Annotated in this window: 24 protein-coding genes and 1 pseudogene; 15 read left to right on the top strand and 10 right to left on the bottom strand. The window is 63.4% G+C overall.

What is annotated here, in order from left to right:
- The 6 genes from APY03_RS43105 to APY03_RS00805 all read right to left on the bottom strand — a co-directional run.
- A partial coding sequence (locus tag APY03_RS43105) for an acyl-CoA dehydrogenase family protein (RefSeq protein WP_232324114.1) occupies window positions 1-1,056 on the bottom strand: 1,056 nt, incomplete at its 3' end.
- A gap of 266 nt (window positions 1,057-1,322) precedes the next feature.
- On the bottom strand, window positions 1,323-1,853 hold the full coding sequence (locus APY03_RS00785) for a MarR family winged helix-turn-helix transcriptional regulator (protein WP_068672965.1): 531 nt from the start codon (window positions 1,851-1,853) through the stop codon (window positions 1,323-1,325).
- Between the two features lie 82 nt (window positions 1,854-1,935).
- A complete protein-coding gene (locus APY03_RS00790; RefSeq protein ID WP_068672967.1) occupies window positions 1,936-2,742 on the bottom strand; it encodes an alpha/beta fold hydrolase in 807 nt (268 codons plus the stop codon).
- Between the two features lie 120 nt (window positions 2,743-2,862).
- Entirely contained in the window at window positions 2,863-4,080 is a 1,218-nt protein-coding gene (locus tag APY03_RS00795) for a xanthine dehydrogenase family Fe-S subunit (protein WP_068672969.1), read from the bottom strand.
- Between the two features lie 6 nt (window positions 4,081-4,086).
- Entirely contained in the window at window positions 4,087-4,938 is an 852-nt protein-coding gene (locus APY03_RS00800; RefSeq protein ID WP_068672971.1) for an FAD binding domain-containing protein, read from the bottom strand.
- Window positions 4,935-7,316, bottom strand: coding sequence for a xanthine dehydrogenase family protein molybdopterin-binding subunit (locus tag APY03_RS00805; RefSeq protein ID WP_068672973.1), 2,382 nt, complete (start codon window positions 7,314-7,316; stop codon window positions 4,935-4,937). The genes APY03_RS00800 and APY03_RS00805 overlap by 4 nt, the downstream gene beginning before the upstream one ends.
- A gap of 667 nt (window positions 7,317-7,983) precedes the next feature.
- On the opposite strand from APY03_RS00805, the gene APY03_RS00810 reads away from it, so the two are divergent.
- The 14 genes from APY03_RS00810 (at window position 7,984) to APY03_RS00875 (ending at window position 20,865) form a co-directional block, all read left to right on the top strand.
- Entirely contained in the window at window positions 7,984-8,301 is a 318-nt protein-coding gene (locus APY03_RS00810) for a non-heme iron oxygenase ferredoxin subunit (RefSeq protein WP_015867061.1), read from the top strand.
- Window positions 8,298-9,551, top strand: coding sequence for an NAD(P)/FAD-dependent oxidoreductase (locus tag APY03_RS00815; protein WP_068672975.1), 1,254 nt, complete (start codon window positions 8,298-8,300; stop codon window positions 9,549-9,551). Before APY03_RS00810 ends, APY03_RS00815 begins: the two co-directional genes overlap by 4 nt.
- A 29-nt stretch (window positions 9,552-9,580) precedes the next feature.
- Window positions 9,581-10,891, top strand: coding sequence for an aromatic ring-hydroxylating oxygenase subunit alpha (locus tag APY03_RS00820; protein WP_068672977.1), 1,311 nt, complete (start codon window positions 9,581-9,583; stop codon window positions 10,889-10,891).
- Window positions 10,888-11,403 carry an aromatic-ring-hydroxylating dioxygenase subunit beta gene (locus tag APY03_RS00825; protein ID WP_068672979.1) on the top strand — a complete coding sequence of 172 codons (516 nt, stop codon included), beginning with the start codon at window positions 10,888-10,890 and terminating at the stop codon, window positions 11,401-11,403. Before APY03_RS00820 ends, APY03_RS00825 begins: the two co-directional genes overlap by 4 nt.
- 17 nt (window positions 11,404-11,420) lie before the next feature.
- Window positions 11,421-12,416: an amidohydrolase family protein gene (locus APY03_RS00830; RefSeq protein WP_068672982.1), complete on the top strand. Its 996-nt coding sequence runs from the start codon at window positions 11,421-11,423 to the stop codon at window positions 12,414-12,416.
- A gap of 23 nt (window positions 12,417-12,439) precedes the next feature.
- Complete coding sequence (locus tag APY03_RS00835; RefSeq protein WP_068672984.1) at window positions 12,440-13,483, top strand: 2,5-dihydroxypyridine 5,6-dioxygenase; 1,044 nt, start codon at window positions 12,440-12,442, stop codon at window positions 13,481-13,483.
- Complete coding sequence (locus APY03_RS00840; protein ID WP_068672986.1) at window positions 13,480-14,121, top strand: isochorismatase family protein; 642 nt, start codon at window positions 13,480-13,482, stop codon at window positions 14,119-14,121. The genes APY03_RS00835 and APY03_RS00840 overlap by 4 nt, the downstream gene beginning before the upstream one ends.
- Before the next feature lie 79 nt (window positions 14,122-14,200).
- Complete coding sequence (locus APY03_RS00845; RefSeq protein WP_068672989.1) at window positions 14,201-15,379, top strand: ABC transporter substrate-binding protein; 1,179 nt, start codon at window positions 14,201-14,203, stop codon at window positions 15,377-15,379.
- A 15-nt stretch (window positions 15,380-15,394) separates the two neighbouring features.
- Window positions 15,395-16,264: a branched-chain amino acid ABC transporter permease gene (locus APY03_RS00850; RefSeq protein WP_068672991.1), complete on the top strand. Its 870-nt coding sequence runs from the start codon at window positions 15,395-15,397 to the stop codon at window positions 16,262-16,264.
- Between the two features lie 17 nt (window positions 16,265-16,281).
- Entirely contained in the window at window positions 16,282-17,274 is a 993-nt protein-coding gene (locus tag APY03_RS00855) for a branched-chain amino acid ABC transporter permease (RefSeq protein ID WP_232081113.1), read from the top strand.
- Entirely contained in the window at window positions 17,271-18,035 is a 765-nt protein-coding gene (locus APY03_RS00860; RefSeq protein ID WP_068672994.1) for an ABC transporter ATP-binding protein, read from the top strand. Before APY03_RS00855 ends, APY03_RS00860 begins: the two co-directional genes overlap by 4 nt.
- Window positions 18,016-18,738: an ABC transporter ATP-binding protein gene (locus APY03_RS00865; protein ID WP_068672996.1), complete on the top strand. Its 723-nt coding sequence runs from the start codon at window positions 18,016-18,018 to the stop codon at window positions 18,736-18,738. Before APY03_RS00860 ends, APY03_RS00865 begins: the two co-directional genes overlap by 20 nt.
- Window positions 18,739-18,966: 228 nt before the next feature.
- Window positions 18,967-19,965: an MFS transporter gene (locus tag APY03_RS00870; protein ID WP_068672998.1), complete on the top strand. Its 999-nt coding sequence runs from the start codon at window positions 18,967-18,969 to the stop codon at window positions 19,963-19,965.
- A gap of 27 nt (window positions 19,966-19,992) precedes the next feature.
- Window positions 19,993-20,865, top strand: a complete 873-nt coding sequence (locus APY03_RS00875; RefSeq protein WP_068673000.1) for a LysR substrate-binding domain-containing protein — start codon at window positions 19,993-19,995, stop codon at window positions 20,863-20,865.
- A gap of 64 nt (window positions 20,866-20,929) precedes the next feature.
- Here the strand turns inward: APY03_RS00875 and APY03_RS45545 are convergent, their stop codons facing one another.
- Window positions 20,930-21,133 carry a hypothetical protein gene (locus APY03_RS45545; protein ID WP_232081399.1) on the bottom strand — a complete coding sequence of 68 codons (204 nt, stop codon included), beginning with the start codon at window positions 21,131-21,133 and terminating at the stop codon, window positions 20,930-20,932.
- Window positions 21,134-21,187: 54 nt separating this feature from the next.
- Between APY03_RS45545 and APY03_RS41110 the strand changes: the two are divergent.
- Window positions 21,188-21,310 (top strand): annotated as a pseudogene (locus APY03_RS41110) (oxidoreductase); the annotation flags it as partial.
- A gap of 108 nt (window positions 21,311-21,418) precedes the next feature.
- Here APY03_RS41110 and APY03_RS00885 read toward each other — a convergent pair.
- The 3 genes from APY03_RS00885 to APY03_RS00895 form a co-directional block, all read right to left on the bottom strand.
- Window positions 21,419-22,339 carry a Bug family tripartite tricarboxylate transporter substrate binding protein gene (locus tag APY03_RS00885; RefSeq protein ID WP_232081326.1) on the bottom strand — a complete coding sequence of 307 codons (921 nt, stop codon included), beginning with the start codon at window positions 22,337-22,339 and terminating at the stop codon, window positions 21,419-21,421.
- Window positions 22,340-22,523: 184 nt separating this feature from the next.
- A complete protein-coding gene (locus APY03_RS00890) occupies window positions 22,524-23,300 on the bottom strand; it encodes an enoyl-CoA hydratase/isomerase family protein (RefSeq protein WP_068673006.1) in 777 nt (258 codons plus the stop codon).
- Between the two features lie 9 nt (window positions 23,301-23,309).
- Window positions 23,310-24,500 carry a CaiB/BaiF CoA transferase family protein gene (locus APY03_RS00895; RefSeq protein WP_068673008.1) on the bottom strand — a complete coding sequence of 397 codons (1,191 nt, stop codon included), beginning with the start codon at window positions 24,498-24,500 and terminating at the stop codon, window positions 23,310-23,312.

Here is a 24,500-nt window from a genome sequence, read left to right on the forward strand (position 1 = left end):
GGGATGGTGGATGATTGGCGCGCTCGCGCTGATCGAGCCGTCGACGGGCCGGCTCTGCACGCGGTCCTTCGCATAGGCCACGGCCTGCTGGTAGGCCCGCTCGGCGATCGCGATGCCCTGCATGCCGACCGCATAGCGGGCCGAGTTCATCATGATGAACATGTACTCGAGGCCGCGGTTCTCCTGGCCGACCAGGTAGCCCACGGCGCCGGGTCCGGCGCTGTCCGCCACGCTGCCCGGGATGCCGTCGCCGTACTGCAGCACGGCGGTCGGCGAGGCCTTGATGCCGAGCTTGTGCTCGATGCTCACGCACTGCACGTCGTTGCGCGCACCGAGCGCGCCGTCGGCGCCGACGATGAACTTCGGCACCACGAACAGGCTGATGCCCTTCACGCCCTCGGGCGCACCGGTCACGCGCGCCAGCACGAGATGCACGATGTTCTCGGCCATGTCGTGCTCGCCGTAGGTGATGAAGATCTTGGTGCCGAAGACCTTGTAGCTGCCATCGGGTTGCGGCTCGGCGCGGCTTCGCACCATCGCGAGGTCGCTGCCGGCCTGCGGCTCGGTCAAGTTCATGGTGCCGGTCCATTGGCCGCTCACGAGTTTTTCGAGGTAGACGGCCTTGAGCTCGTCGGAGCCGGCCGTGAGCAGCGCCTCGATGGCGCCATCGCTCAGGAGCGGGCACAGCGCGAAGCTCATGTTGGCCGAGTTGAGCATCTCGCCGCAGGCCGCGCCGATGGTCTTGGGCAGGCCCTGGCCGCCGAAGTCGGACGGATGCTGCAGGCCCTGCCAGCCGCCCGCCGCGTACTGCGCGAAGGCCTCCTTGAAGCCCGGCGTCGTCGTGACCTGGCCGTCCTTGAAGGTGGACGGATGCCGGTCACCCGCAACGTTGAGCGGCGCGACCAAGTCCTGGTTGAAGCGCGCGCACTCCTCGAGCACGGCGCGTGCGGTGTCGAGGCCGGCGTCCTCGAAGCCCGGCAGCCTGGCGATCTCGCCAATGTTGGCCAGGTGCTCGATGTCGAACAGCATGTCCTTGAGGGGGGCGGTGTAGCTCATCTCAATCCTGCTTCTAAAAGCAGTCCCGAATTACTTAGTAAACACAACTTGCGTGCAGATCAACCGACGGCCAATAGGCTGACCTCTGACCGCTCCCACGACTCTCAAGGCAGCCAGAGAAATTCAGCAGAAGACCGATGCACGGAGACACCGAGTCGCACGAAGACGGCAGCTGCTGCGAACGTCAGCAAGGAATCCGGGCGCTGAAAGAAATCAGTGCGCCGATATTCATCAGTCTGTTAAAGACGAAAACTCCCTCACACGACTCAAACTCCCTTTTCCTTCTTTTCATGCGCATCGACGAGCTGCGCAAGCAACCTCATGAAGACAACGCGATCTTCTGGCGACAGCGGCTCGATCAGCAGTTCCTGAGAGCGGTGAATGCTCTCTTGCAAGTCGTTGATCAGGTTGAGCCCATCCGTGGTGATCACCGAAAGCCTTGATCGACGATCGTCCGGGTTGACGCGGGTTTCGACCAACCCCTTGTCACCGAGGCGTTTGAGCACTTCCGCTGTCGTTGTCCGGTCCAGCGAAAGCTCTCGACCGATCGCCTTCTGATCCAGCCAAGGGTTCATCGAAAGCGCCGTCAGCATGCCGACCTGAAGCGGAGTGATGCTTTCGGACTTGCATAGATCGAAAAAGATCGCCTGTCCGATCTGGGTCAGCCTGCGGATGAGGAAACCTGGGCGACGCCACATGACCTGGCGCAATGGATTGAAAGGCTCCGGGACCGGGTGCTTTGCCACATCGGCCGAGCCGGCTGTCTTTTTCTGAGCGGGAGAACGCTTTGTCATCATCTCGAGATCGCTGAAGGTGTCAGCCGACGAGTTTATCGACTCCCTGAGTGTGAATGGAAATCGAACTGCGCTTCGGATTGCGCTAGCGCAGGTCGACCTCCAGGTAATCACCAAGCAAGCGATAGAAACCTTCCTCGTCATCCCACGGGATCATGTGCCCGGCGTTCAAGGCCGTGCATTGCGACAATCCAGGCGAGAGAGACTCGATCTCAGCAAGGTCTTCCGGCAGCATCACCCCTCCTCGGCCCGCCGCCATCAGAAGTCCAGGCGTCTGCAGTTTGGGTAGATCGGAGTGGATGTCGTCCTCATGGAAGCCAGCATGCGCCTGGACAACAGCATCATGGTCGCACGTATGGAGCCATTCGGCCCTCAGCCGCAACTGCTCGTCTGTCCACGTGGGGGCATAGGGGCGAAGCTCTTCGGCCGTGATGCCCTTGACAGCCATCTGGATCGACTCGACATACCAAGCCAGAGGGACTGGATAAGGTCGGCGGCCCGGACCGGACATTGGCGGATCGACAAGCAGCAGCCTGGCCATGCGTCCCGGATCGAGCGCCGCGGCGCGAATCGCCACGCGGGCGCCCATTGAGTGACCCAGCACCGTCACGGATGACCACCCCAGGACATTCAGCAGATCCAGCACATCGGCCGCCATGGCATCGAGGCTCGCGACCATCCCCGGCGCGCTGAAGGATAGACCGCGCCCCCGGAAGTCAAGGACATGGACGTCGAAGTGCCGAGCCAATCGCTCGGCGACGAAGCCCCAGGTAATTGCAGGACTCGTGATTCCGGGCAACAGGAGCAGTCGAGGACCCTGTCCTCCATAGCGCAAGAGGTGCAGCCGCACCCCGTTCGCACGGACGTGATAGCCAAGAAGAAAGGAACTCATTCAGACTCCAAAAATACTCACGCGTCCAACCCTGTGACGCCAGCATCACGTTCAAACTGACGTTGAAAGAACCATCAAAACGCTCGCCTGAGCCGCTTGCCTCTCCTGGAGCGAGCCATGTCAGAGCTGCGGCGGCTTTCCAAACCAGCCACGGATGCGATTCCAGAGCACGCTCCACATCATCCCGGCGACGGAAACCGTGGGTTGTGGTTCATTGGACGCAACCGTTTGACCGCCCAGCCTTCGCGTGATCTGTTTTCCGAAGTCCGCGACCATGCGGCGCACGAAATCCTTCACGAGTCCGGAGCGCGAGAATTGAGCGAGTGGACCCTGGAGGGCATAGATCATGTCCACGTGGACACGAGTGTTGCCCGCCGTCAGTGCTTCCAGGCGATAGGTGATGTCTCCCTGGGTGCGCGACTTGCTCAGGCTGTCCTGGCCGGCACCGCGCAGGACTGCGCGCCTGGCAGCATCGTCACGCTCCAGCCGCGCTGCACCGGCGAAGGCCGCCGACATCGGACCGAACTTGATCGCGATGGTGCCCATGACCCTCTCTCCCTCGTGAGAGTCGATGGTCGCACCGGGCAAGCAGGACGCAACCGCAGGCAGGTCGCCCATGAACTCCCACACCTGATCCGCCGGATAGGGCACATCGAAATGCACTTCGATCGCGTTGCCCTTGGCCTTGGCCTTGGCCATCGCGACGGGATCGACCTCCGCCATTTCCGCGGCAGCCACCGGATCCGCCGTGGGCGGCTTGCCGGTCGAACGCGCGGGCGGCTGCGCCTGGCTCGGTGTCGGGACCGGGCCCGGTGCAATGGTTCGCGGCAAGCTCAGTGTCTGCCGCAGCTTTTCGACTTTCGCGTCGGGGGTGTCTCGCTGCTGCTGCAGCACATCCAGGATGGCGTCCACGATACCCTGGTAACCGGTGCAACGGCACAGGTTCCCGGACAGCTCGAGGCGCACGCGCGCCTCGTCGGCGTGGGGCAGACGAAGCACGATGTCGCGCGCGGTGGTGAGCATTCCGGGTGTGCAGAAGCCACATTGCAGCGCGTGATGACGCGTGAACGCGGGGCGCAGCCTCTGCATCACTGCATCATCGTCGTAGCCCTCGATGGTGGTGACCTCCTGGCCCTCACATGCCACGGCGAAAGTGATGCACGAGCGCGTCGGTTGCCCGTTGACGAGCACCGTGCATGCGCCGCAGACGCCATGCTCGCAGCCGAGGTGGGTTCCTGTCAGGCGCAGCTCGTCCCGCAGGAAGTCGCCAAGATGCATCCGTGGTTCGGCGTGCCGGCTGTAGCCGCGGCCATTGACCTGAATAGAGATGGGGTCCAAGTCTGCTTACTCCGCCTGCTTGAGGTTGAAAAAGACACCGGACTGCTCGAGTGCGCGCTCGACGCAGGCCGTGAAGAGCTTCCGGTCGATAGCGTCGCGATCAGGAAGCGCGACGCCGATGGCCGCGCCGACCTTTTCACGCCCGGCAGCCTGCGCACCCCTGCTGGCAACTTCCGCCGCGAATTCATTCAACAGGATCGGTGGGCCGTCCGTGGCCCCCAGAACGACGCGTGCACGCTTGCGCGAGACATCGAAGTAAACCGCTGCACTGGCTTCGGCAAATTCGCCAGGCTTGCGGCAGACCTTGTGATACCCCCAGCGCGTGGTCGGCGTCTCGGATGGCACGTGGATGGCCACGATCAACTCGTCAGCCTCGAGCACCGTCGTATAGGCGCCGAGCATGAGGCCGTCAGCCTCGATCGTGCGTTCGCCGCGCGGCGACCTGACCACGATGCGCGCACAGAGCGCAGCGAGTGTCACCACCCAGTCCGCAGCAGGATCTGCATGCGCCAAGCTGCCTCCGACGGTGCCGCGGCTACGGATCGCCCGGTAGGCGATTCCGCACGCGACCTGACGCATGGGATGCGCCGCCAGCGGCGGGTACAAGCCATCCTCGATCTCGGCATGCGTGACGGCTGCGCCGATCTCGACCCACTCGTCCTTGCGACTGACAGCGCGCAGCGTTGGGATATTGGCGACGTCGACCACTTGCGCCGGTCGCGCCAGTCTCAGGTTGAGCATGGGACCGAAGGACTGGCTTCCGCTCATCGCCTTCGCAGTGCCGCCACCCTTGGCCAGCACATCGATCGCCTCATCCACGTCGAACACCCGCGTGTATGCAAATCTCGCCGCCTTCATTTGACGAGCTCCTGTTCCGGCTTCGCGCTTTCGAGGGCTTTGAGCAAGCGACGCGGCGTCAGGGGCGTCATCAGCACCTCGGCAGCACCCGTGCCTTGCAACGCGTCGTTCACGGCATTGAAGATCACCGCCGGCGGCGCGATCGCGCCCCCCTCTCCCACGCCCTTGGCACCGAACTCGGTGTGCGGCGAAGGCGTCTCGAAGTGCTCGATACGGATGCGCGGCACTTCCGTGGCGCCAGGCAAGATGTAGTCGGCCAGAGTGGAAGCCAGGGGCTGGCCTTGGTCGTCGTATGGGCTTTCTTCGTACATCGCGGTGCCGATGCCCTGCGCGATGCCCCCGATGGTCTGCCCCTCCACGATCATCGGATTGACCATGGTGCCGCAATCCTCGACGACGACGTAGTCGAGGATCTCGACCTCGCCCGTCTGCGTGTCGACGGCGACAACGACGGCATGGGTGGCATACGTGAAGGTGCCTGTGTCGACTTTGGGCTTGTATGCACGCGAGACCTCCAGTCCACCGAGATGAACGTTCTCAGGCAGGTCCTGTGGCGTGAGGTACCACGCCCCGCCCACTACAGACAGCGGAATCGACTTTTCCCCGGCGACGGCGAACCCCTCGGCCAACGCGACGGTCTGCGGGTCCACGCCCATGAGATAGCCGGCGATCGACTGGATGCGAGGCAACAGTTCCTTGCACGCCGTCGAGATGGCGCCTCCGGACATGACGGTGGCCCGAGAGGCGTAGGTCCCCGAGGAGAAGGGTGTGAGCGCAGTGTCGCCATGCACCACCCGGATCCGGGCAACAGGAATGCCAAGTACATCATTGGCGATCTGCGCAAAGCTGGTCTCCATGCCTTGGCCATGCGAGTGCACGCCGACGCGCACTTCGAGTCCGCCATCCGCGGTCATCCTGACGACCGCCTGATCGAAGCCAGGCACCACCGGCAACCCCCAGTTGGCGAAAACGGTCGTCCCGTGGGCAGACTGCTCCGTGTAGGTTGCCGTCCCGAACCCGATCCGGCGTCCGTCCGGCTCTCCCCGGGCTTGCCGCTCACGGACTGTAGCGAGTCCGATCATTTCCACGGCGCGGCGCAGGCTCGCGGGAAAGTCGCCGCTGTCAAAGTGCTTGTTGGCCACGTTGACGTAGGGCATGGCAGCGGCCGGGACCAGGTTGTCCATGCGGACCTCCCATGGCTCTCGGCCCACTTCACGCGCCACGGCATCCATGAGGAGTTCGATCGCGAAACACACGCCGGTGCGCGCCACGCCGCGGTAGGCCATGAAGCCCGGCTTGTTGGTCGCGACACACAGGGTCTCGCAGCGATAGCCGCGGAAGGTGTAGGGGCCCGGCAGGTTGCCGATCGCCTGGCCGGGCTCCAGACCGACGAAGAAGGGATAGTAGGAATAGGCGCCGCCGTCGATGGTGATGACAGCGTCCAACGCGAGGAGCTTTCCCGTGCGGTCCGCGTAGGCAGTGAGCTGGTAGTGATGCTGCCGCGTGTTGGCGCCGACGATCAGATGCTCACGCCGATCCTCAAGATAGCGGAAGGGCGTTCGGTACGTCTTGGCCAGCCAGGCGATGCACAGATCTTCGGGGTACAACTGCCCCTTGTAGTCAAAGGCGCCTCCCACGTCGGGGGACACCACGCGCACCGCTTCCTCGTTCATCGAGAGGTGCTGGGCGATACCGACGCGCAGCAGATGCGGGACTTGCGTCGCGCTGACGACCACGAGTTGATCGGCCTGGAAATCCCAGTAGGCCAGCACCGACTTACCCTCCAGCGGCACGATGCACTGACGCGACAGCTCGACGGTGCGACTGACTTTCACCTCCGCCTTTGCGGCAAGTTCATCGAAGTCGCGATTGGCCCGCAGCGTGAGAAAGACATTGTCTTTCCACCCGGGGTGAAGGAAGTCGCCCGTTGCCGCCAGCGAGGACTCGGCGCCGTGGTAGACAGGCAACTCGTCGTAGGAAACCTGCACCTCCTCGAGCAGGTCTTCCGCCACTGCACGCGTGGGCGCAACAGCCATGGCGACCGCCTCTCCCACGTGCCGGACCTTGCCCGACGCCAACGGCGGCAACGCCGAGTACTGGTATGTGGGTAGCGAGGACGGCGAACCGATGTCCGCTGCATCCGTCATCATCTCGCGCAAGAACACCTTCCCCGCAAGCTCTTCCGGGATCTCGACACCCGTGATGGCGGCATGCGCCAGAGGGCTGCGCAGGAACGCGACCTCCTGCAGACCCGGCAGCACGAAGTCGCCCACGAAGTTGCCTTTGCCCACCATGTGGCGCGCATCCTCCTTGCGAGGCACCCGGGCTCCGATGCCCTCGCGCTTGAGCACTCTCGCCGGAATGTCTGCTTGGTTCATGCGTTTCCTTTTGCTTGACTAATTTTCCCGGGGGCGCCGCACCTGATGTGCGGCACAGCGGCGCTGTCCCAGCGGTCCCAGCCGCTGCTCACTCATGCGCACCGATGCCCCCCCCCGAAGCTGGCGCGTGACAGCACTTCGTGCTTCGCGTTCGCCGCCGCATCGCTGGCTCTATCGAAGGCCCCGAGCGAAGCCGTGACCTCGACCACGGCGCGCCCCGAACTCGAAAACACTGGACTACACCTTTGTGAACGGCGGTCCTGAGTGGGCACCTTCCACGCTACATCGGCGCGTGCTTGCCCACACGATCGGCGCTCATCAAGAAGATGTTCCCCGGCCGCTTCCCACCATTCGCATCGCAGTCGTCGGCACGCCATTCAAGATCCAGTTCCCCATTTATGACAGTACACATGCAGAAGTATAAGCGTGGTGTCCACGCGTGTGAAGACAGCGTTTCCTGATGAAAACCCTGACACGGAAAACTCACTGATTCGGTGCTTTACTTCAGAGCAGATGCACCATTTCTGCCCGCCTGACAGGTGCATTCCCATCCACTCTGGTGCAGCGCCAACAAGTACAAACCCGCACTTGAAAAGACGGCCCCATCCACCTAATATGACAGTTCACTGAGTATTTATTTCGGATCTTTGAACGACTGGATGGAGCCATGGATTGGATCAAGGTCGCCTCGGCGCAAGAGCTGAGCAACGATGAAGCGAAGACGGTCGACGTCGCTGGCTACGGTGTGGCGCTGTACCGGATCGACGACGAGTTCTTCGCCACAGACAGCATGTGCACCCATGCCACCGCTCTGCTGTCGGAGGGTTACGTGGAAGACGGTTGTGTCGAATGCCCCCTGCATCAGGGCCGCTTCGACATTCGTACGGGCAAAGCGATGTGTGCGCCGGTCACCGTGGACCTGCGCACCCACGCCGTGAAGCGGGAGGGCGATCACATCTACGTGTTGTCGCCTGCCGGAAAATGACCTCACGCGGCATCGTCATCGTCGGTGCGGGCCAGTCGGCGGCTGTCGCGGCACACGCCCTGCGCGAGCATGGCTACAGCGGACGCATCACGATGCTGGGGCGCGAGCGCCACAGACCGTACGAGCGCCCGCCTTTGTCCAAGGCCGTCCTGGTGGCTGCCGACGACCCCCGACTCGACGTCCTCACGGACGAATCCTGGGCGCGCAGCAAGATCGACCTGCTCTGCGGCAGCGATGCAGTTGCACTGGACCTTGCGCAGCAGCGCGTCCGCCTTGCGGACGGGCAGGTACTCGAGTACGAGTTCTGCCTGCTCGCTACCGGCGGCGAGGCGGTCACGCTCGCATCCGCCCCTGCCGGTCGGCCGGGTGTGCACTACATCCGGACTCTGGATGACGCGCGCAGGCTGCGAGCAGCCCTTCAAGGAACGCCGCAAGTCGCAATACTCGGCGGGGGTTTCCTTGGCCTCGAAATCGCCCACTCGGCACTGTCCGCAGGCGCGTCGGTGACGGTGCTCGAACGCGCCACAGCCCTGCTCGATCGCTTTGTGCCGCCTGAGGCGTCGGCATGGCTGGAATCCCGGATGCGGGCAGCGGGCGCAACGCTCCTGCTCGGCGCTTCCTGCAGCGGCGTCCATTCACTGCCGGCCGGTCGATTGCGCCTGAGCACCAGCACCGGCGATCTGGAAGTGGATGAGGTGGTCGTCGCCGTCGGCCTGTCTCCCAACGATGCGCTGGCGCGCGATGCGGGGCTGCAGATCGCGGCAGGCGGCGGCATTCTGGTCGACACGTCCTGCCGCACGGGCAACGCACACGTGTTTGCATGTGGCGACTGCACCAGCCAGCGTCGTCCCGGCCAGGCGGCGCCAACGCGCCTCGAATCCTGGCAGAACGCGAACGAGCAGGGGCGCACTGCCGCTGCTGCCATGCTGGGCCTGCCTCTTCCTGCACCCGTGGTGCCGTGGTTCTGGACCGACCAGGGGAAACACAACATCCAGATGCTGGGCCTGCCGGCCAGCGATCTCGAATATGTGCGCCGCGGCGATCCGGCCAATGACAAGGCGCTGTGGATCGGCCATCGAGGTTCTGTCCCCTTGCACGGCGTGGCCATCAATGCAGGCGCCGATCTGCGAGCCGTTCGCCCTCTCTTCGAACGTGGGCGGCCCGTGCAGTTGGAGGACTTTCAACTGGACGCCACCAATCTGCGCGCATGGGCCAAGCAGATGCAGGCCGACGTCGCGATCACCGCTTAAACCACCTCTCTCAAAGCCAAGGAGCTTTCATGTATCAATCGCAGGCGGTCATCGGCATCACGAATGCCCGAAAGAACCCGCCCTTGGAACAGTGCGTCTGGCCAACGGACGCCATGAACAACATCCCGGACTGGGTCTACACCAGCCAGGCGATCTATGACCAGGAGATCGAGCGCATCTTTCGAGGGGATACCTGGAACTTTGTCGCCCTGGAAGCGGAGATTCCCAACCCGGGCGACTACAAGCGCGGTTACGTCGGCGCCACGGCCGTCGTGATTGTTCGCGCCGAGGACAACACGATCTCCGTCTTCGAGAACCGCTGTGCCCATCGCGGCGCGGAGTTCTGTCGTTCAAGCCAGGGAAATACGAAGGAGTTCGTCTGCCCCTACCACCAGTGGTCGTACGACCTCAAGGGAAACCTGCAGGGCGTTCCGTTCAAGCGCGGCATCAACAAGGTCGGCGGCATGCCGGCGGACTTCAAGAACGCCGACCACGGCACCCGACAGTTGCGCGTGGCCACGCGCAACGGTGTGGTGTTCGCCACCTACTCCGACAAGACCCCTGCTCTGGAAGAGTACATGACAAAGGAGATCGTCGAGGAGTTCGACGTTCCCTTCTCGGGCAAGAAACTCAAGATCCTCGGCTATTGCCGCAACGAGCTTCCCTGCAACTGGAAGATGTACCACGAGAACCTCAAGGATCCGTACCACGCGACGCTGCTGCATTCGTTTCTCGTGGTGTTTGGCCTGCTGGTTCCCGGCATCAAGTCGATCGTGTTTGCAGACAAGGCGCATGGCCGCCATGGCTTCATGGCGTCGGCCAAGCCGGACGAGATCTATGCCACTGTCGCCGACGACGACAAGGCGCAGATGCGATCCTTCAGCGACAACCTCCGGTTGCGCGACGAACGGTTCCTGGACTACGTACGGGAGTTCAAGTCGCCCTGGTCCGCCAACATGATGACCATGTGGCCGAATCTCATCGTTCAGCGCCAGATGAACACGATGGGTGTGCGCCAGATCATCCCGAACGGTCCGAACAGCATGGTGATGCAGTGGACGATGTTCGGGTACGAGGATGACACGCCGGAGATGACACGGCACCGCCTTCGTCAGGGCAATCTGATGGGCCCGGCCGGCTTCCTGGGCCTTGAGGACAACGAGGCATTGAAGTTCGTGCAGGAAGGCCTGCGCAACTCTTCCACGGACAACAACGTCGTGAAGCTCGATGCCGGCCACCAGGGCACGGCACGCAATCTCATCTCCGAGTCCTGCATCCGCTCCCTCTACCAGTACTACCGGGACGTGATGGACATCCGTGTCGCGGAGAAAGCAGCATGAAAGAGCGGCTCGCCTACGCCAAGACCGCCATCTCGCCCCGACGCGCGGCCGAGCTGCGCGCCGAGATCGAGTCGTTTCACGTCGAGTACTGCGCGGCCCTGGATGCGAACGACGTCGAACGCTGGCCGGACTTCTTCAGCCAGGAAGCGACGTACCGCGTGACATCGCGCCAGAACGCGCTTCTGAACATGCCCGTGGGACTCATCTACTGCGAGGGGCTGGACATGATCATTGATCGCGCCCTCGCCGTCGCGCACTCGCAGATGTTCGCGCCGAGACACATGCTGCATGTGATGGGGATTGCGCGCGTACTGCAAGAGACGGGAAACACGATCAGTTCCCAGACGCCTTTCATCCTCATGCAGACCCTGGTGGAGGGCCCATCGACGGTGCATCTGGCCGGGGTCTATCACGACCGCTTCGTGCGCGAAGGCGACCGGCTGCTTCTTGCCAGCCGTGAAGTGATCCACGACACCGAAATTCTCGACACCGCCTTGGCGTACCCGGTCTGAGGCCACCTAGGAAGACTATGAATCAAACCCCGAAGATCGCACTGGAAGAGCACTTCTGCGCCCCTGGCTTCAACGCGTACTCTGCCCCATACACGCGAGCGCTTCCCGCCGAATTCGTCGCCAAGCTCGACGCCAGGCTGGCCGACTTCGACGATCAGCGCCTTGCGGAAATGGAGGCAGGAAACATCGAGTATGTCGTACTGTCGCAAACGATGCCTGGTGTACAAGCTGAGGCTGATCGCGACATCGCCGTGCGCCGAGCGCGCGAGAACAACGAGTTCCTTGTCGAGCGCGTGTCGCGCCATCCGCAGCGCTTCGGCGCCTTTGCCCACGTGGCCATGCAGGACCCGAGCGCCGCAGCAAAGGAGTTGGAGCGCACCGTCGTCGAACACGGCTTCAAAGGCGCGATGATCAACGGCCATACCCTGGGTCGCTATTACGAAGGTGGCGCGTTCGATGTGTTCTGGGAGCGCGCACAGGCGCTTGGGGTGCCCATCTATCTGCATCCCAACGCGTTCAGCCAGGCACCGGCTTTGCTCGAAGGCATGCCGGTGCTCCAGGGCGCTGCATGGGGATGGGGCGTGGAGACGGCAGGCCATGCGTTGCGCCTGCTGTTCGGCGGGGTGTTCGACCGATTCCCGCGCCTGACCCTGGTGTTGGGCCACATGGGGGAGGCCCTGCCGTACCAGCGCTGGCGCATCGACAGCCGTTTCGCAGCGTATCCATCCGGCATCAAGCTGGCGCGCAAACCCAGCGAGTACATCGGCAGCAACATCCTGATCACCACGTCCGGCGTGTGCTCTGCACCGGCCCTGCTGGGCGCCATTGGTGAGCTCGGGGCACAGGCCGTGCTCTTCTCGGTGGACTACCCCTACGAGTCAACGGCCGAGGCCTGCACCTTCATCGAGGACGCACCCCTGGACGACAAGACGCGGGCACAGGTGTGCCATGGCAATGCGCGCCGGCTCTTCAAGCTAGGCAGCCCGGAAGACCTGGCGCTGCTGCAGTTCTGACACTTCACTCCAAAGGACGAAAAATGGCAGTTAGCGATTATCAGATGATCCAGGCCTGGGACGAGGTCCTGAAGCTCAGCAAAGTGGAGCGCGGACAGAAGGTCTCCATTCTGTGCGGCCCCCACACGCACCCGCAGACGCTCCAGACAGCAACGATCGCAGCACAGGCCGCAGGCGCGATCGTGACCAGGATCGAGCTGCAACCCATCAACGCGGAGAAGGCCACCAGCCGCGACCTGATGAGCTACCTGGGCGCAACGCCCCTGACCAACAACCCGGCCGCGCTGGCGGCGATGAAGAACAGTGACCTCGTTCTGGACTTGATGCTGCTGCTGTTCTCGCCCGAGCAGATGGAGATCCTCGAGTCGGGAACGAAGATCCTGCTCGCCGTGGAGCCGCCGGAGGTCCTGGTGCGGGCAGTGCCCACCGAAGCCGATCGCAAGCGCGTGCTGGACGCGTCGAAGCTGCTCAAGAAGGCCAAGACGATGCACGTGACGTCGCCGGCCGGCACGGACGTGACATTCCAGCTCGGCGAATTTCCGGTCATCACCGAGTACGGTTTCTGCGACGAACCCGGGCGCTGGGACCACTGGCCGAGCGGCTTCCTCTTTACTTTCGCCAACGAAGGCGGCAGCGACGGCACCATCGTGATCGATCGCGGCGACATCCTGCTGCCGCAGAAGAACTACGTCTCGGACAAGATCACGATGAATCTGAGCGGCGGCTTCGTGCGCAGCATCGAAGGTGACGTCGATGCCGCCCTGCTGCGCGAATTCATGGAAGCCTACAAGGACCCCGAGGCCTACGCCATCGCGCACATCGGCTGGGGCATGCAGCCCCGATGCTACTGGCACACACTGTCGCTGATGGACCGCGAGGCGACGACCGGCCAGGATGCGCGCTCGTTCGAAGGCAATTTTCTCTTCTCTCTGGGGCCGAACAACGAGGCCGGCGGCTCTCGCACTACGCCTTGTCACCTCGACATTCCGCTGCGCAATTGCACGGTGGCGCTGGATGACATCGTCGTGGTTCGCGAAGGCAAGGTGATGGACGGGGCTTTCCAATGAGCTTCGATCAAGACATCTACCAGAAGCAAGGATTCGGCAACGCCGTGGCGCCCATGGCGCCCTACGGCCTGTTGATCATCGACTTCATCAATGGCTTCGCCGATCCGCTCACGTTTGGCGGCGGCAACATCGCCAGCGCCATCGAATGCACGCGCGGGCTTCTTGCCGAAGCGCGCCAGCGCCAATGGCCGGTCGTGCACACGCGGGTCGTGTACCAGGACGATGGCGCCGACGCCAACATCTTCGCGCTCAAGGTACCTCCCATCCTTGCCCTGCGGGAGGATGCGCCCGAAAGCCAGATCGTGCCGCAACTGCAGCCCATGGCCGGGGAGTTGGTGCTGCGCAAGACCAGTCCCTCGGCCTTCTTCGGGACTTCGCTGGCCGCCTGGTTGTCCCTGCGCGGCATACGGACCCTCCTGATTGCCGGGTGCACGACCAGCGGTTGCGTCCGCGCCAGCGTGGTCGACGCGATGTGCCACGGGTTCCGCCCCCTCGTCGTGACCGACTGCGTGGGCGACCGGTCTCCGCAGGCCCACGACGCCAACCTGTTCGACATGAATCAGAAGTACGCAACCTTGATGGCCCGCGACGTCGCACTCGAAGCGACCACCAAGGCAGAAAACGGCGACTCGGTCTGATACCCGTTCGAAGCTCCGCCACCTCGTTCGACCCCCTGGTGCTCACGGCACCGACACGCCCCACTATTTGGAGAAAAGAATGACCATCAAATTCGTTGCCGCCTTGGCGGTTTCACTCGCGACGATTGCCTTTCAAGCCCGCGCCGACGTCATCAAAGTCGGCGTCATCGCTCCGATGTCCGGGCCGTTTTCAGCCGTAGGGCAAACCTGGGAGGGTGCGACCAAGGCATACCAGAAGCTCAATGGCACGACCGTGGGCAAACACACTATCGAAGTGATCTATCGCGACCTTCCGGAGATCAACCCCGCGCAAGCAAAGGCACTGGCACAGGAACTGATTGTCAAGGAAGGCGCCCAGTACATCGCCGGCCTCTATTTCACTCCTGACACCTTGGCCGTCGCTGCGCTCGCCCAGGAGGCCAAGGTACCGGTCGTGATCTTCAACGCGTCGACGTCCTCGCTTCTGGACAAGTCGGACTTCCTGCTGCGCACTTCGTACACCTTGCCGCAGATGGCCGTGCCTGTGGCCAAGTACGCGCTCGAGAAAAACGTCAGGAATGTTGTCACGCTGGTCAGCGACTTTGGTCCCGGCCTGGACGCCGAGAAGGGCTTCACCACGGCGTTCGTCGGCGGCGGAGGCAAGCTGCTCGAGGCCATCCGTGCTCCGCTGAAGACAACCGACTTTGGTCCTCTGATGCAGCGCGTGAAGGCGCTCAAGCCCGATGCCCTCTACGTCTTTGCCCCGGGCGGTCCTGCGACCTACGCGATGGTCAAGGCATACAACGAGGCTGGATTGAGGGCGGCCGGCGTGCGCTTTCTCGGTACTGCCGAGACCGATGAGGATCAGCTGCGAGCGATCGGCCCGGATCTTCTCGGCATCGAAACGGGCATGTTCTATTCGGCTACGCACGACTCTGCGCTGAACAATGCCGTCATCAAGGCCCTCAGCGAGGTTGCCCCCAAGGCCATCCCGACCGTTCAGCTTGCAAACGCGTATGACGGTCTGCATGTGATCTATCACATGGTTAAGGCAACCGATGGGAAGCGGGACGGCGCCAAGGCGCTTGCCAGCGCCAAGGGTCACTCTTGGGAAAGTCCGCGAGGCCCGGTGAAGATCGACCCGGTCTCCCGCGAGTTCGTGCAGAACGTCTACATGCGCGTGGTCGAAAAGGACCCGTCTGGACGCTACGTCAACCGGGAGTTCCGGACGTTCGAGATGCAGCCCGATTACGGCCGCACGCAGAACGCATCGAAGTAACGCAGAGTCTGCAGCATGTCTCTCGCGCTTCTTAGCAGCATTCTGATCGACGGGATCGCGTACGCGATGATCCTGTTCATGATCACAGTGGGCCTGTCGATGACGATGGGCCTGATGCGGGTGGTGAATCTTGCCCATGGCGCCTTCGCGATGCTCGGTGGCTTCTTCGCAGCCACGATCCCGCAGCGCCTGGGCGTGCCGATCTGGCTGGGCTTCGTGCTGGCCATCGTCTTGGTCGGACTCGTTGCGCTGCTGTTCGAGCGCATCCTGCTTCGGCGCTTCTATCGACGTGACGATCTCGATCAGATGCTGGTGACGATCGGACTGATGTTCGTGGCAACAGCCGCGGTGAATCTGCTATTCGGTTCGACGGTGACATCGGTGGCGCTGCCGGAGCTGTTCAACGGCACGGTCGATCTGGGCTTTCGGACCATCCCTCGGCATCGGCTCATCGTTGTGGCCTGTGGGCTCGTTGTCGTCTGCGTTCTTTGGCTGGCGGTGGACAAATCGTCCTTCGGCATCCGGGTACGCGCTGCAGTCGACAACGCGCCCATCGCACGGGCCATCGGCATCGATACAACGAAGATCTATGCCGCCACTTTTGTGATGGGTGCAGCGCTCGCAGCACTGGGAGGCATAGCTGGCGCGGAAATGCTGCCCATGGAGCCGACCTACGCCTCCAAATACTTGGTGATCCTCCTGGCCGTCGTCGCCGTGGGAGGCAACGGGAATCTGTTTGGCTCATTCTTTGCAGCGTTGCTGCTCGGCATTGTGGAGACTTCGATGAAATACATGGTTCCGCAGCTCGCATCGGCTGCGTTTTTCCTGACGATGATCATCGTCCTGCTGGTTCGACCGCAAGGGTTGTTCGGGAGACACGCATGAACGCAGTCAGTGCGCCCATGACGGTGACCGCACCGTCTCGCGCCCGCCCGTGGATGCAGCTGCGCGGAGAGCTCGTGCTGATGCTGGTGGGACTGCTGGGCTTCGTGCTGTTCCCGCAAGACCTCGGTTTGCTCACCAACATGGCGACCATGTCCATCTTCGCGCTTTCGCTGAGTCTCGTGCTGGGACAGGCGGGCATTGCGACCTTGGGCCAGGCCGCGTTGTACGGCAGCGGCGCCTACGTCGCGGGCTGGACGGCGCTGTATCTGACGGCAGATCCGATTGTGGGCTTGCTGCTGGGCGGCCTGGGCGGCGGCGTGATCGCGCTGCTGAGCGGCGCCGTGATGCTGCGGTCGACCAAACTGACGCTGGTCATGCTGACCATCGCGGTCGCCCAGCTGCTGCTTGAACTGGCCAATTGGGCGAGATGGCTCACGGGCGGCGACGATGGACTTGCCGGTTTCAACATCGGTCCCCTGCTGGGCATCTGGGAATTCAACTTCCTGGGCCACACGGGCTACTTCTATGCCTTGGGCGCACTTGTGCTCGTGTACTTCCTGCTGAGGAACCTGGTGGAGTCGCCGTTCGGCCTGACGGCCAGGGCGATCCGGCAGGATCCCGGACGAGTTCAGGCGCTGGGGGGTCGCGTCTACTTGCACTTGCTGGCCGTCTACACCGTCGGCGGTATCGTGGCGGGGCTGGCTGGCGCATTGACAGCACAGACCAGCAAAGTCGCCAATCTCTTCATGCTGGATTTCGCGACGTCGGCGGGCGTCGTGGTCATGATCGTTCTGGGTGGAACACGCCGTCTGTCCGGCGCCGTGCTCGGCACCGTCGCGTACATGACCATCCATCACATCGCATCGACCTTGAACCCCTATCACTGGTTGTTCTTCATCGGGTTGATGCTGATCGTCGTACTCATCGTCCTGCCTGAAGGCTTGATCGGCCTTGTGGACCGCGCTGTGATGTACACCAAACGGCCTGGCCGCAGCGGGGTGGCACGATGAACCACCGGCTCCAGACCCATAACCTGAGTCACTCCTTTGGCGGCCTGGCGGTCACGCAGAACGTCACGCTCTCCCTCCCCCAGGGAGCCCGCACGGCATTGATCGGGCCGAACGGCGCTGGCAAGACCACTTTGGTCAACCTTCTGAGCGGAGCGATGCGCCCGCAGTCGGGTGACATTCAGCTGGACGGCCGCTCGATCGTACAGCTGCCGCAGTACGCACGCGTGCGCAACGGCATCGTTCGCACGTTCCAGATCAGCCGCCTATTCAAGGAACTCACCGTGGCGGACAACGTCAAGGTCGCCGTGTTGCAGCGGCACCGGGCTTCCATGCAGTGGTGGCCCTCGCCGACGCGTTCCGCACGCGTGCAGGAAGATGTCGAAGAGACACTCGGCATGCTGGGGCTGCACCCCTATGCGAACCGGGTGGTGGGACAACTGGCACTGGGCGAGCAGCGGCTTGCGGAGATCGCCCTGGCACTCGCGATGAGGCCCCAGGTGCTGCTCCTCGATGAGCCGGGCGCAGGCGTACCGCAGGGTGAGGGCGGCCGCATCATGGAAGCCATCGGGAGTTTGCCGAAGGATCTGTCCGTCCTGCTGATCGAGCACGACATGGACCTGGTGTTCCGGTTCGCGTCTCACATCATCGTCCTGGTCGCCGGTGCGGTGATGGTCGAGGGGACGCCGCAGGAAGTCGCTGCCAACGAGCAGGTCAAGCAAATCTACTTCGGACGAGACAGTCATGCCCAAGCCCACCATTGAACTCCGGTTCGACGACGTGACCGCAGGCTATGGCGGCCTGCCAGTCCTCGAACATCTCAGCTTCAGCGTACGCGAAGGCGAGCGTCTCGGTCTGATCGGACGCAACGGCGCCGGCAAGACCACGACGCTCGCGACAGCCATGGGCCTGACCGACCTGATGAAGGGGCGCATTCACTTCGGCGGCGCCGACATCAGCAACGCGAGCACCTACGCACGCTCGCGCGCCGGCCTCGGCTACGTGCCGCAAAGCCGCGACATCTTCCCTTCACTCACGGTGGAGGAGAACCTGCTGTCGGGCCTGCAGGGACGCTCGGCCAGCGTTGCCCTGCCACCGATCTATGCGCTGTTTCCACGGCTCAAGGAGCGCCGACGCAACGGAGGCACACAGCTGTCGGGCGGCGAGCAGCAAATGCTGTCCGTGGCACGAGCACTCGTCGGTCAGCCGCGCATCCTGCTGCTCGACGAACCGCTGGAAGGCCTGGCGCCGATGGTGCGTGAGGAGTTGATGGACGCCATCGTCCGGATGAGTGATCAGCTCGGCGTGGGCTGCATCATCGTGGAGCAGCACGTGGATGTCGTTCTCGAGTTTTCCAACAACGTGATCGTGCTGGAACGGGGCCTGGCCGCCTACTCCGGGTCTGCGGCGGTGCTGAGCGGCGAAGAGGCATTGCTGAATCGCACCATCGGCATCCAGAAGTGCTGAAGACGAGCTCTTCGCTTGTGCTACCTGACCTCGCCGCAGAAGGAAGGCCCACTCGCCCATGAAGCAATGAGCTCCGCTGATCGAATTGGCGTGGCCCAACACTGCAGCTACCGATCAGTCGGCTCCATCCGCCTGCGTTTGCCGGCCAAGGGCGCTGCGAGTTTCTTCCCGGCGTGGGTGACGACCGCCGTTCCTCTGTTCACTTTCACTTCGTCATAAGGATCCGCAATGACGCCCTCCCCTCATTCACCTTCAGAACTGCGGCAGCATTGGCGCTATGTCCTGGGTTGCTTCCTCGGGCTGGCAAGCGGCGTCTCATCCCTGTACTTCTACAGTTCAGGCCTGTTCCTGAAGCCACTCGCCGCCGAGTACGGATGGACCAGAGGCACCGCGTCCCTGGGCTCACTGATCAGCAGCGTGCTGCTCGGATGCGCGGCGCCATTCATCGGACAGGTAATCGACCGGTACGGCGCGCGACGCGTCACCCTGCTCTCCCTGGTGGGCCTGTCGACCTCGTTCCTGCTTCTGGGCGTTTGGACACAGGGGCTGGCCAGTTTTCTGGCGTTGGTCACTGTCCTGACACTGCTCGGTGGCGCGACCTCGCCCTTGTCCTTCACAAGGATCCTCGTGGGCAAGTTCTCTCGGCAACGCGGACTCGCCCTGGGCATCGCCATCACCGGAACGGGCGTCGGGGCCATCCTGATTCCGCTGATCGTCACGCCGGCCATCGCCCATTTCGGATGGCGAGCCACCTACCTGGGCCTCGCGGCGGTCGTCCTTGCACTGTTGCCATTGATTGCCTACTTCCTGCGGGGTGCGGATGCGGCCCCTGCAGAGAAGGGCCGCCGTGCCCCAGCCGGAAGTAACCTGAAGGCGCTGGTCGATCCGCGCTTCTTCCGCATTGCCGCTGTCTTCTTGTTGTGCTCGGTCGGCATCTTCGGCACGATCGTGCACGTCGTTCCGATGCTCACTGACCTGGGGCTTTCACCGAACCGCGCCGCCGGTCTCGCCAGCATCCTTGGCGTGGCGGTCATCGTCGGACAAATTGGCGCCGGCATCGGGCCATTCCTCACGGGACGGCTCTTCGACATTTCCGGCAGCTGTGTCTCGTGGCTCTGTCTGGCAGCGGGATTGCTGCTTGCGGCCGCAATGCTCTGCCTCACGGAACGTCCGGCCGCCAAGCACGCGAGCGGCACGGTCGCAGCGGCCGGTTCGAGCGAGCGCTGAGTTCGCTACGCCTTCACTTTGGTCACGATGCACAGTCTCCGTGCGCTCCTGGGCCCGCTGCGCGTGTTCGATGCAGTGTGCCGCGCCAAGGGGATCACGCGCGCCGCTCAGGTGCTTCATGTGACGCCCGGTGCAGTCAGCCAGCAAGTCAAGCAACTGGAGGTCGGGCTCGGAGCGCAGCTGTTTCAGAAATCCGGCCGCGAGATCGAGCTCACCGCGGTGGGCAAACGACTGGCCCACCGCGTTTCGGATGCTTTCGATCGCCTGAACGATGCGCTCAATGACGTGGTCGATATCCAGCTGGACAAGCGGCTACGCCTGAAAGTGACGCCGAGCCTTGCCATCCGATGGTTGGTGCCTCGCCTGCGCGGCTTCTACGCGCAACATCCCGACATTGACCTCGAGATTTCGACCATTGCAATGGCCGACGACATCCGGCTCGAGGGCGCTGACTGCGCGATCCGGCATGGCATGGGAGAGTGGGCCGATCTCGAGCTGGACCACCTCTTCGACGACGAATTTCTTCCTGTCTGCGCACCCAACCTGGCCAGGCAATTGAAGACACCTCAAGACCTGCTGCAAGCCAACCTGCTGCACTCGATGATGCGGCCGGAAGCCTGGTCGCTATGGTTCAGTTCGGCCGAACTTGTAGATACCCCGCGTCTGCATGGAATCACCTTGGCGAATGCTGCGCTGTGCTACCAGGCTGCGGCTGATGGATTGGGGATTGCCATCGCCCAGCGCGCCTACGTGGACGACGACCTCCGCAGCGGGCGGCTCGTGATTGCCGTCGATCACGTCGCCAGGACGGAGTCTGGTTACTACTTGGTCTGCGATCCGCTGAAAGCGGCAGAGGCTCCCGTGAGGCTTTTCAGAGATTGGATCCGTTCTGTCCGGTAGCAACGGGTATCTGCCGTCACCTATGAGCCCCGCTACCGCGTGCAGAGCTGGCTCAAAGAAGGCGTCAAAGACTGATTGCCGCTATCCCCGCCAGCACGATCACCGCGCCGGCCATGCGGCGCGCGAGATGACCCTCGCCAAACAGTCTGCATGCAACGAGTGCGCAGATCACGATGGACGACTCGCGCAGTGGCGCGACGATCGCCACCGGCGCCTTCAGCATGGCCGTGAGAACGAGGATGTAGGCGAGCGGGGAGAACACAGCCACGATCAGGATCGGTACGGCGTCGGCACGGATGGCCGCTCGACGGCGAGCTGTTCGCCGCTCGAATGGGGCATCCGCAACGGTATCGTCGCGAGTCGCGGCCGTGCTCTGGGCATTCCAACGCCCATCAGCGATATCCTGGTGCCGCTGCTCGCGGCCGCGAGCGACGGCCCTGGCTGATCCTGCGGCCGATGAGCGCGCTGCCGCGCCTCTTCCCCCTCGCCGCCGACGCCGCAATCTCAGTCGAGTTGCTGTCCGGCCGGTGTGCGATCACCGGCCGCCACGGCCCTAATCCGCTTTGAATCCCGAAGCCCTGACCACAGGCTCCCAGAAGGCGCGCATTTCGCCGAACCTGGCTCGAGCCTCGGCCGGCGAGCTTCCCGTCTCCACAAAGCCCAGCGTGCGGATCTTGCGCACGAACTGCTCGGATGCAACTGCTCTTCGAATCGCAGTGCTCCATTCGGAGACGACGGCTGCAGGCGTTCCAGGAGGCAGGCATACGGCCAATACGCCGACCGCGGTGAGCTCCTTTCGGCCGAGCTCGCTGAACGTTGGAACGTCAGGCAGAAGCGGCGAGCGTTGTGCAGAGGTCACTGCCAGCACGCGAAGCTTGCCGGCAGTGTGGTGCTGTGCGAAGTCTCCGACCGTTGAACTTCCCGCTGCGACATTGCCACCGACAAGGTTCACGATCATCGGGGCTGCGCCCTGGAACGGCACGTCCTGCAGCGATGTTCCGATGACTTTGGCGATCTGCAATCCCAAGAAATGGGTTGGGCCTCCTGATGCGGCATGGCCGAAGTTGGCATGCTCAGGATGGGCGCGCACCCATTGGGCATATTCGGCAAAGGTCTTGACGGGTGAGGACGCGGGTACAGCCAGCGCCATCGGAAACTCGACCACCGTCGACGCCGGCAGGATATCCCGCTGCGCAGCGTAGTTGAGCTTGTTGAAGACGAACGGATAGATCGATTGCAGGAAGTCAGGGCACAGCATGGCCACGCTTCCGTCGCCCGGCGCGGCACGCAGCGCATCGATCGCGATCTTTCCGCCGGCTCCGGGCCTGTTCTCCACCACGACTGTGCGATGGAGCGGCTCGTGCAGCTGATCTGCAAGCGCCCGTGTGACGACATCGAGTGTCCCTCCAGGCGAGAAGCCCACAAGAATCCTTGCGGGTGGTCGACTGGCCGACTGCGCGATGGCCGGCGGCATGCCGAAGGACGCGGCAACGATGAGTGCGAGGCTGTAGAGCCAGGCGGTACTCGGTTTGTTCAAGAGCTGCTCCGGGAAATTCAGTGAGGTCACGTCGGTTGTTGTGGCGTCGGCACGAGACCACTACTCGGGGATGCGAGCGCGCAGCGACCCACGACGCTTGCGCCCTCTGTGCGAGGCAAAGTCAGCGACCGCGAAAGACCGGGGCGCGCTTGTCGGCGAAAGCACGGCGCCCCTCCAGTCGGTCCTCGCTGTCCCTGAGCACGCCAAAGGCCTGGCGCTCCAGTTCCAGTCCACCCGCAAGCGGCAGCTCCCGTCCGGTCATCGCCAGACGCTTGGCCGCGGTCATCGCCAACGGCGCATTGGCAGCCATTGCTCGTGCCAGGCTGATCGCCGCTTCCTGCAGCGCGGCAAGGGGAACGACCTTGCTGACCAATCCGATCCGCAACGCTTCGTTGGCATCGATGCGTTCACCCGTCAGCAGCATCCACATCGCGTCCGACTGGCCCACCGCTCGGATCAGGCGTTGCGTGCCACCGGCGCCTGGGATGCTGCCGACGCGCACTTCCGGCAAGCCGAACTGCGCGTTGTCGGAACAGATGCGGACGTCCGCAAGCAAGGCCAGTTCCAGTCCGCCGCCAAGGGCATAACCATTGATCGCGGCGATGACAGGCTTGTCGGTCTGCAGCGTGCCGAAATTGGAATGTCGGGTGCCGGCGCGAAAGACCTGCCGCGCTGCGCTGTCGGCAGGCGGCATCGTCTTCTTGAGATCTGCACCTGTGCAGAACGCACGCTCGCCCGCTCCGGTCAGGACGACTACGCGGATTTCCTCGTCGCTCGAGACCTGGTCCCAGGTCGCGAGCAGCTGCTCGTTGGATTCCGGGTCGATGGAATTCATGGCTTCGGGCCGATCCAGGGTGATGATGGCGACGCCATCCTGGACTGTTTTGACGATGGGCATGGGTTTGTCTCAGTTCGGGGGAGAGTCGGCGGCGATGAACGCCTCGATGTTTGCTGGCGGCATGCCCAGTTCGACCAGCACCTCGCGGGTGTGCTGTCCGAGTGTTGGAGCGGCCCGTCGCGCCTGAGGCCGCTCGCCAACCGCACCAATGACGCTGCGTGGCATCGTCAACGCACCTGCGACCGGGTGCAGCAGGGTCTCTGTGAGTGCCGCTTCGACGAAGGGCGCGGATTGCGCGACCTCGGCATAGTTGTTGATCGGACCGCAGATGATGTCCACCGCCGCGAACTGCTCGAGCCAGAAGGCACGGGGATGCGCAAGCATGCGTGCTTCGAGCAGGCGCAACAGCGTCTCGCGGTGCTGCAACCGATCCTTGTTCTCAGCGAAGCGTGGGTCCGATGCGAGCTCAGGCGCACCGATTGCGATACACAAGGCCTGCCATCGCGCGGGGTGATAGGCCGCCACCATGATCCACCCGTCGGCGCAACGCAAGGCCTCGTTCGGCGTCGAATACGGCGCTGCGTTTCCCTGCGGGCCGGGCACATGGCCGTCTGCGAAATAGGACGCGAAGCTCACATGCTGTAGCGCGATGGCGCTGGCAAACATGCTTGCTTCCACGTGCTGGCCCAACCCAGTGCGTTGACGATCCGCGAGGGCAGCCAGGATCGAGATGGTCGCGAAGGCCCCCGTGACAAGATCGACAACGGGCACCGGCACCTTGCACGGCTGTCCATCGGGCGCGCCGGTGACGCTCATGAGGCCGCTGACGGCTTGCAGCACACCGTCCACCCCTGGCAAGTCCCTTGCGGCCCCTTGCTGACCGTACGCGGAGACGGAGCAATAGATCAGCCGTGGATTTGCCGCAACCACCGTGGCGTAATCAAGCCCAAGGCGTTCCATCACGCCAGGGCGGAAGCTCTCCACGAGCACGTCCGCCTGTGCGACCAGCTGCAGCGCCGCTTGCCGGTGGGTCGGCTGCTTGAGATCGAGCACAATGCTGCGCTTGTTGCGATTAAGCGCAAGGAAAGGAACGCCCTCGCCATGAATCCAGGGCGAGAGAGCTCGCGACAGATCGCCTGTGGGCGCTTCCACCTTCGTGACATCGGCCCCGAGGTCGGCCATGCACAGTGTGCAGGCGGGACCCGCCATGACCTGGGTGAAGTCGATCACCTTCAATCCGCTCAATGCATTTGCGAGCAT

The organism is Variovorax sp. WDL1 (assembly GCF_001541225.1).
GTDB lineage: Bacteria > Pseudomonadota > Gammaproteobacteria > Burkholderiales > Burkholderiaceae_C > Variovorax.

What these genes read in the sequence shown, in the direction of transcription:
- APY03_RS00785 (WP_068672965.1), bottom strand. Translation starts at nt 1,853, where the DNA reads ATGATGACAAAGCGTTCTCCCGCTCAGAAAAAGACAGCCGGCTCGGCC.
- APY03_RS00790 (WP_068672967.1), bottom strand. Translation starts at nt 2,742, where the DNA reads ATGAGTTCCTTTCTTCTTGGCTATCACGTCCGTGCGAACGGGGTGCGG.
- APY03_RS00800 (WP_068672971.1), bottom strand. Translation starts at nt 4,938, where the DNA reads ATGAAGGCGGCGAGATTTGCATACACGCGGGTGTTCGACGTGGATGAG.
- APY03_RS00805 (WP_068672973.1), bottom strand. Translation starts at nt 7,316, where the DNA reads ATGAACCAAGCAGACATTCCGGCGAGAGTGCTCAAGCGCGAGGGCATC.
- APY03_RS00810 (WP_015867061.1), top strand. Translation starts at nt 7,984, where the DNA reads ATGGATTGGATCAAGGTCGCCTCGGCGCAAGAGCTGAGCAACGATGAA.
- APY03_RS00815 (WP_068672975.1), top strand. Translation starts at nt 8,298, where the DNA reads ATGACCTCACGCGGCATCGTCATCGTCGGTGCGGGCCAGTCGGCGGCT.
- APY03_RS00820 (WP_068672977.1), top strand. Translation starts at nt 9,581, where the DNA reads ATGTATCAATCGCAGGCGGTCATCGGCATCACGAATGCCCGAAAGAAC.
- APY03_RS00825 (WP_068672979.1), top strand. Translation starts at nt 10,888, where the DNA reads ATGAAAGAGCGGCTCGCCTACGCCAAGACCGCCATCTCGCCCCGACGC.
- APY03_RS00830 (WP_068672982.1), top strand. Translation starts at nt 11,421, where the DNA reads ATGAATCAAACCCCGAAGATCGCACTGGAAGAGCACTTCTGCGCCCCT.
- APY03_RS00835 (WP_068672984.1), top strand. Translation starts at nt 12,440, where the DNA reads ATGGCAGTTAGCGATTATCAGATGATCCAGGCCTGGGACGAGGTCCTG.
- APY03_RS00840 (WP_068672986.1), top strand. Translation starts at nt 13,480, where the DNA reads ATGAGCTTCGATCAAGACATCTACCAGAAGCAAGGATTCGGCAACGCC.
- APY03_RS00845 (WP_068672989.1), top strand. Translation starts at nt 14,201, where the DNA reads ATGACCATCAAATTCGTTGCCGCCTTGGCGGTTTCACTCGCGACGATT.
- APY03_RS00850 (WP_068672991.1), top strand. Translation starts at nt 15,395, where the DNA reads ATGTCTCTCGCGCTTCTTAGCAGCATTCTGATCGACGGGATCGCGTAC.
- APY03_RS00855 (WP_232081113.1), top strand. Translation starts at nt 16,282, where the DNA reads ATGACGGTGACCGCACCGTCTCGCGCCCGCCCGTGGATGCAGCTGCGC.
- APY03_RS00860 (WP_068672994.1), top strand. Translation starts at nt 17,271, where the DNA reads ATGAACCACCGGCTCCAGACCCATAACCTGAGTCACTCCTTTGGCGGC.
- APY03_RS00865 (WP_068672996.1), top strand. Translation starts at nt 18,016, where the DNA reads ATGCCCAAGCCCACCATTGAACTCCGGTTCGACGACGTGACCGCAGGC.
- APY03_RS00870 (WP_068672998.1), top strand. Translation starts at nt 18,967, where the DNA reads ATGACGCCCTCCCCTCATTCACCTTCAGAACTGCGGCAGCATTGGCGC.
- APY03_RS00875 (WP_068673000.1), top strand. Translation starts at nt 19,993, where the DNA reads ATGCACAGTCTCCGTGCGCTCCTGGGCCCGCTGCGCGTGTTCGATGCA.
- APY03_RS00885 (WP_232081326.1), bottom strand. Translation starts at nt 22,339, where the DNA reads ATGCCGCCGGCCATCGCGCAGTCGGCCAGTCGACCACCCGCAAGGATT.
- APY03_RS00890 (WP_068673006.1), bottom strand. Translation starts at nt 23,300, where the DNA reads ATGCCCATCGTCAAAACAGTCCAGGATGGCGTCGCCATCATCACCCTG.
- APY03_RS00895 (WP_068673008.1), bottom strand. Translation starts at nt 24,500, where the DNA reads ATGCTCGCAAATGCATTGAGCGGATTGAAGGTGATCGACTTCACCCAG.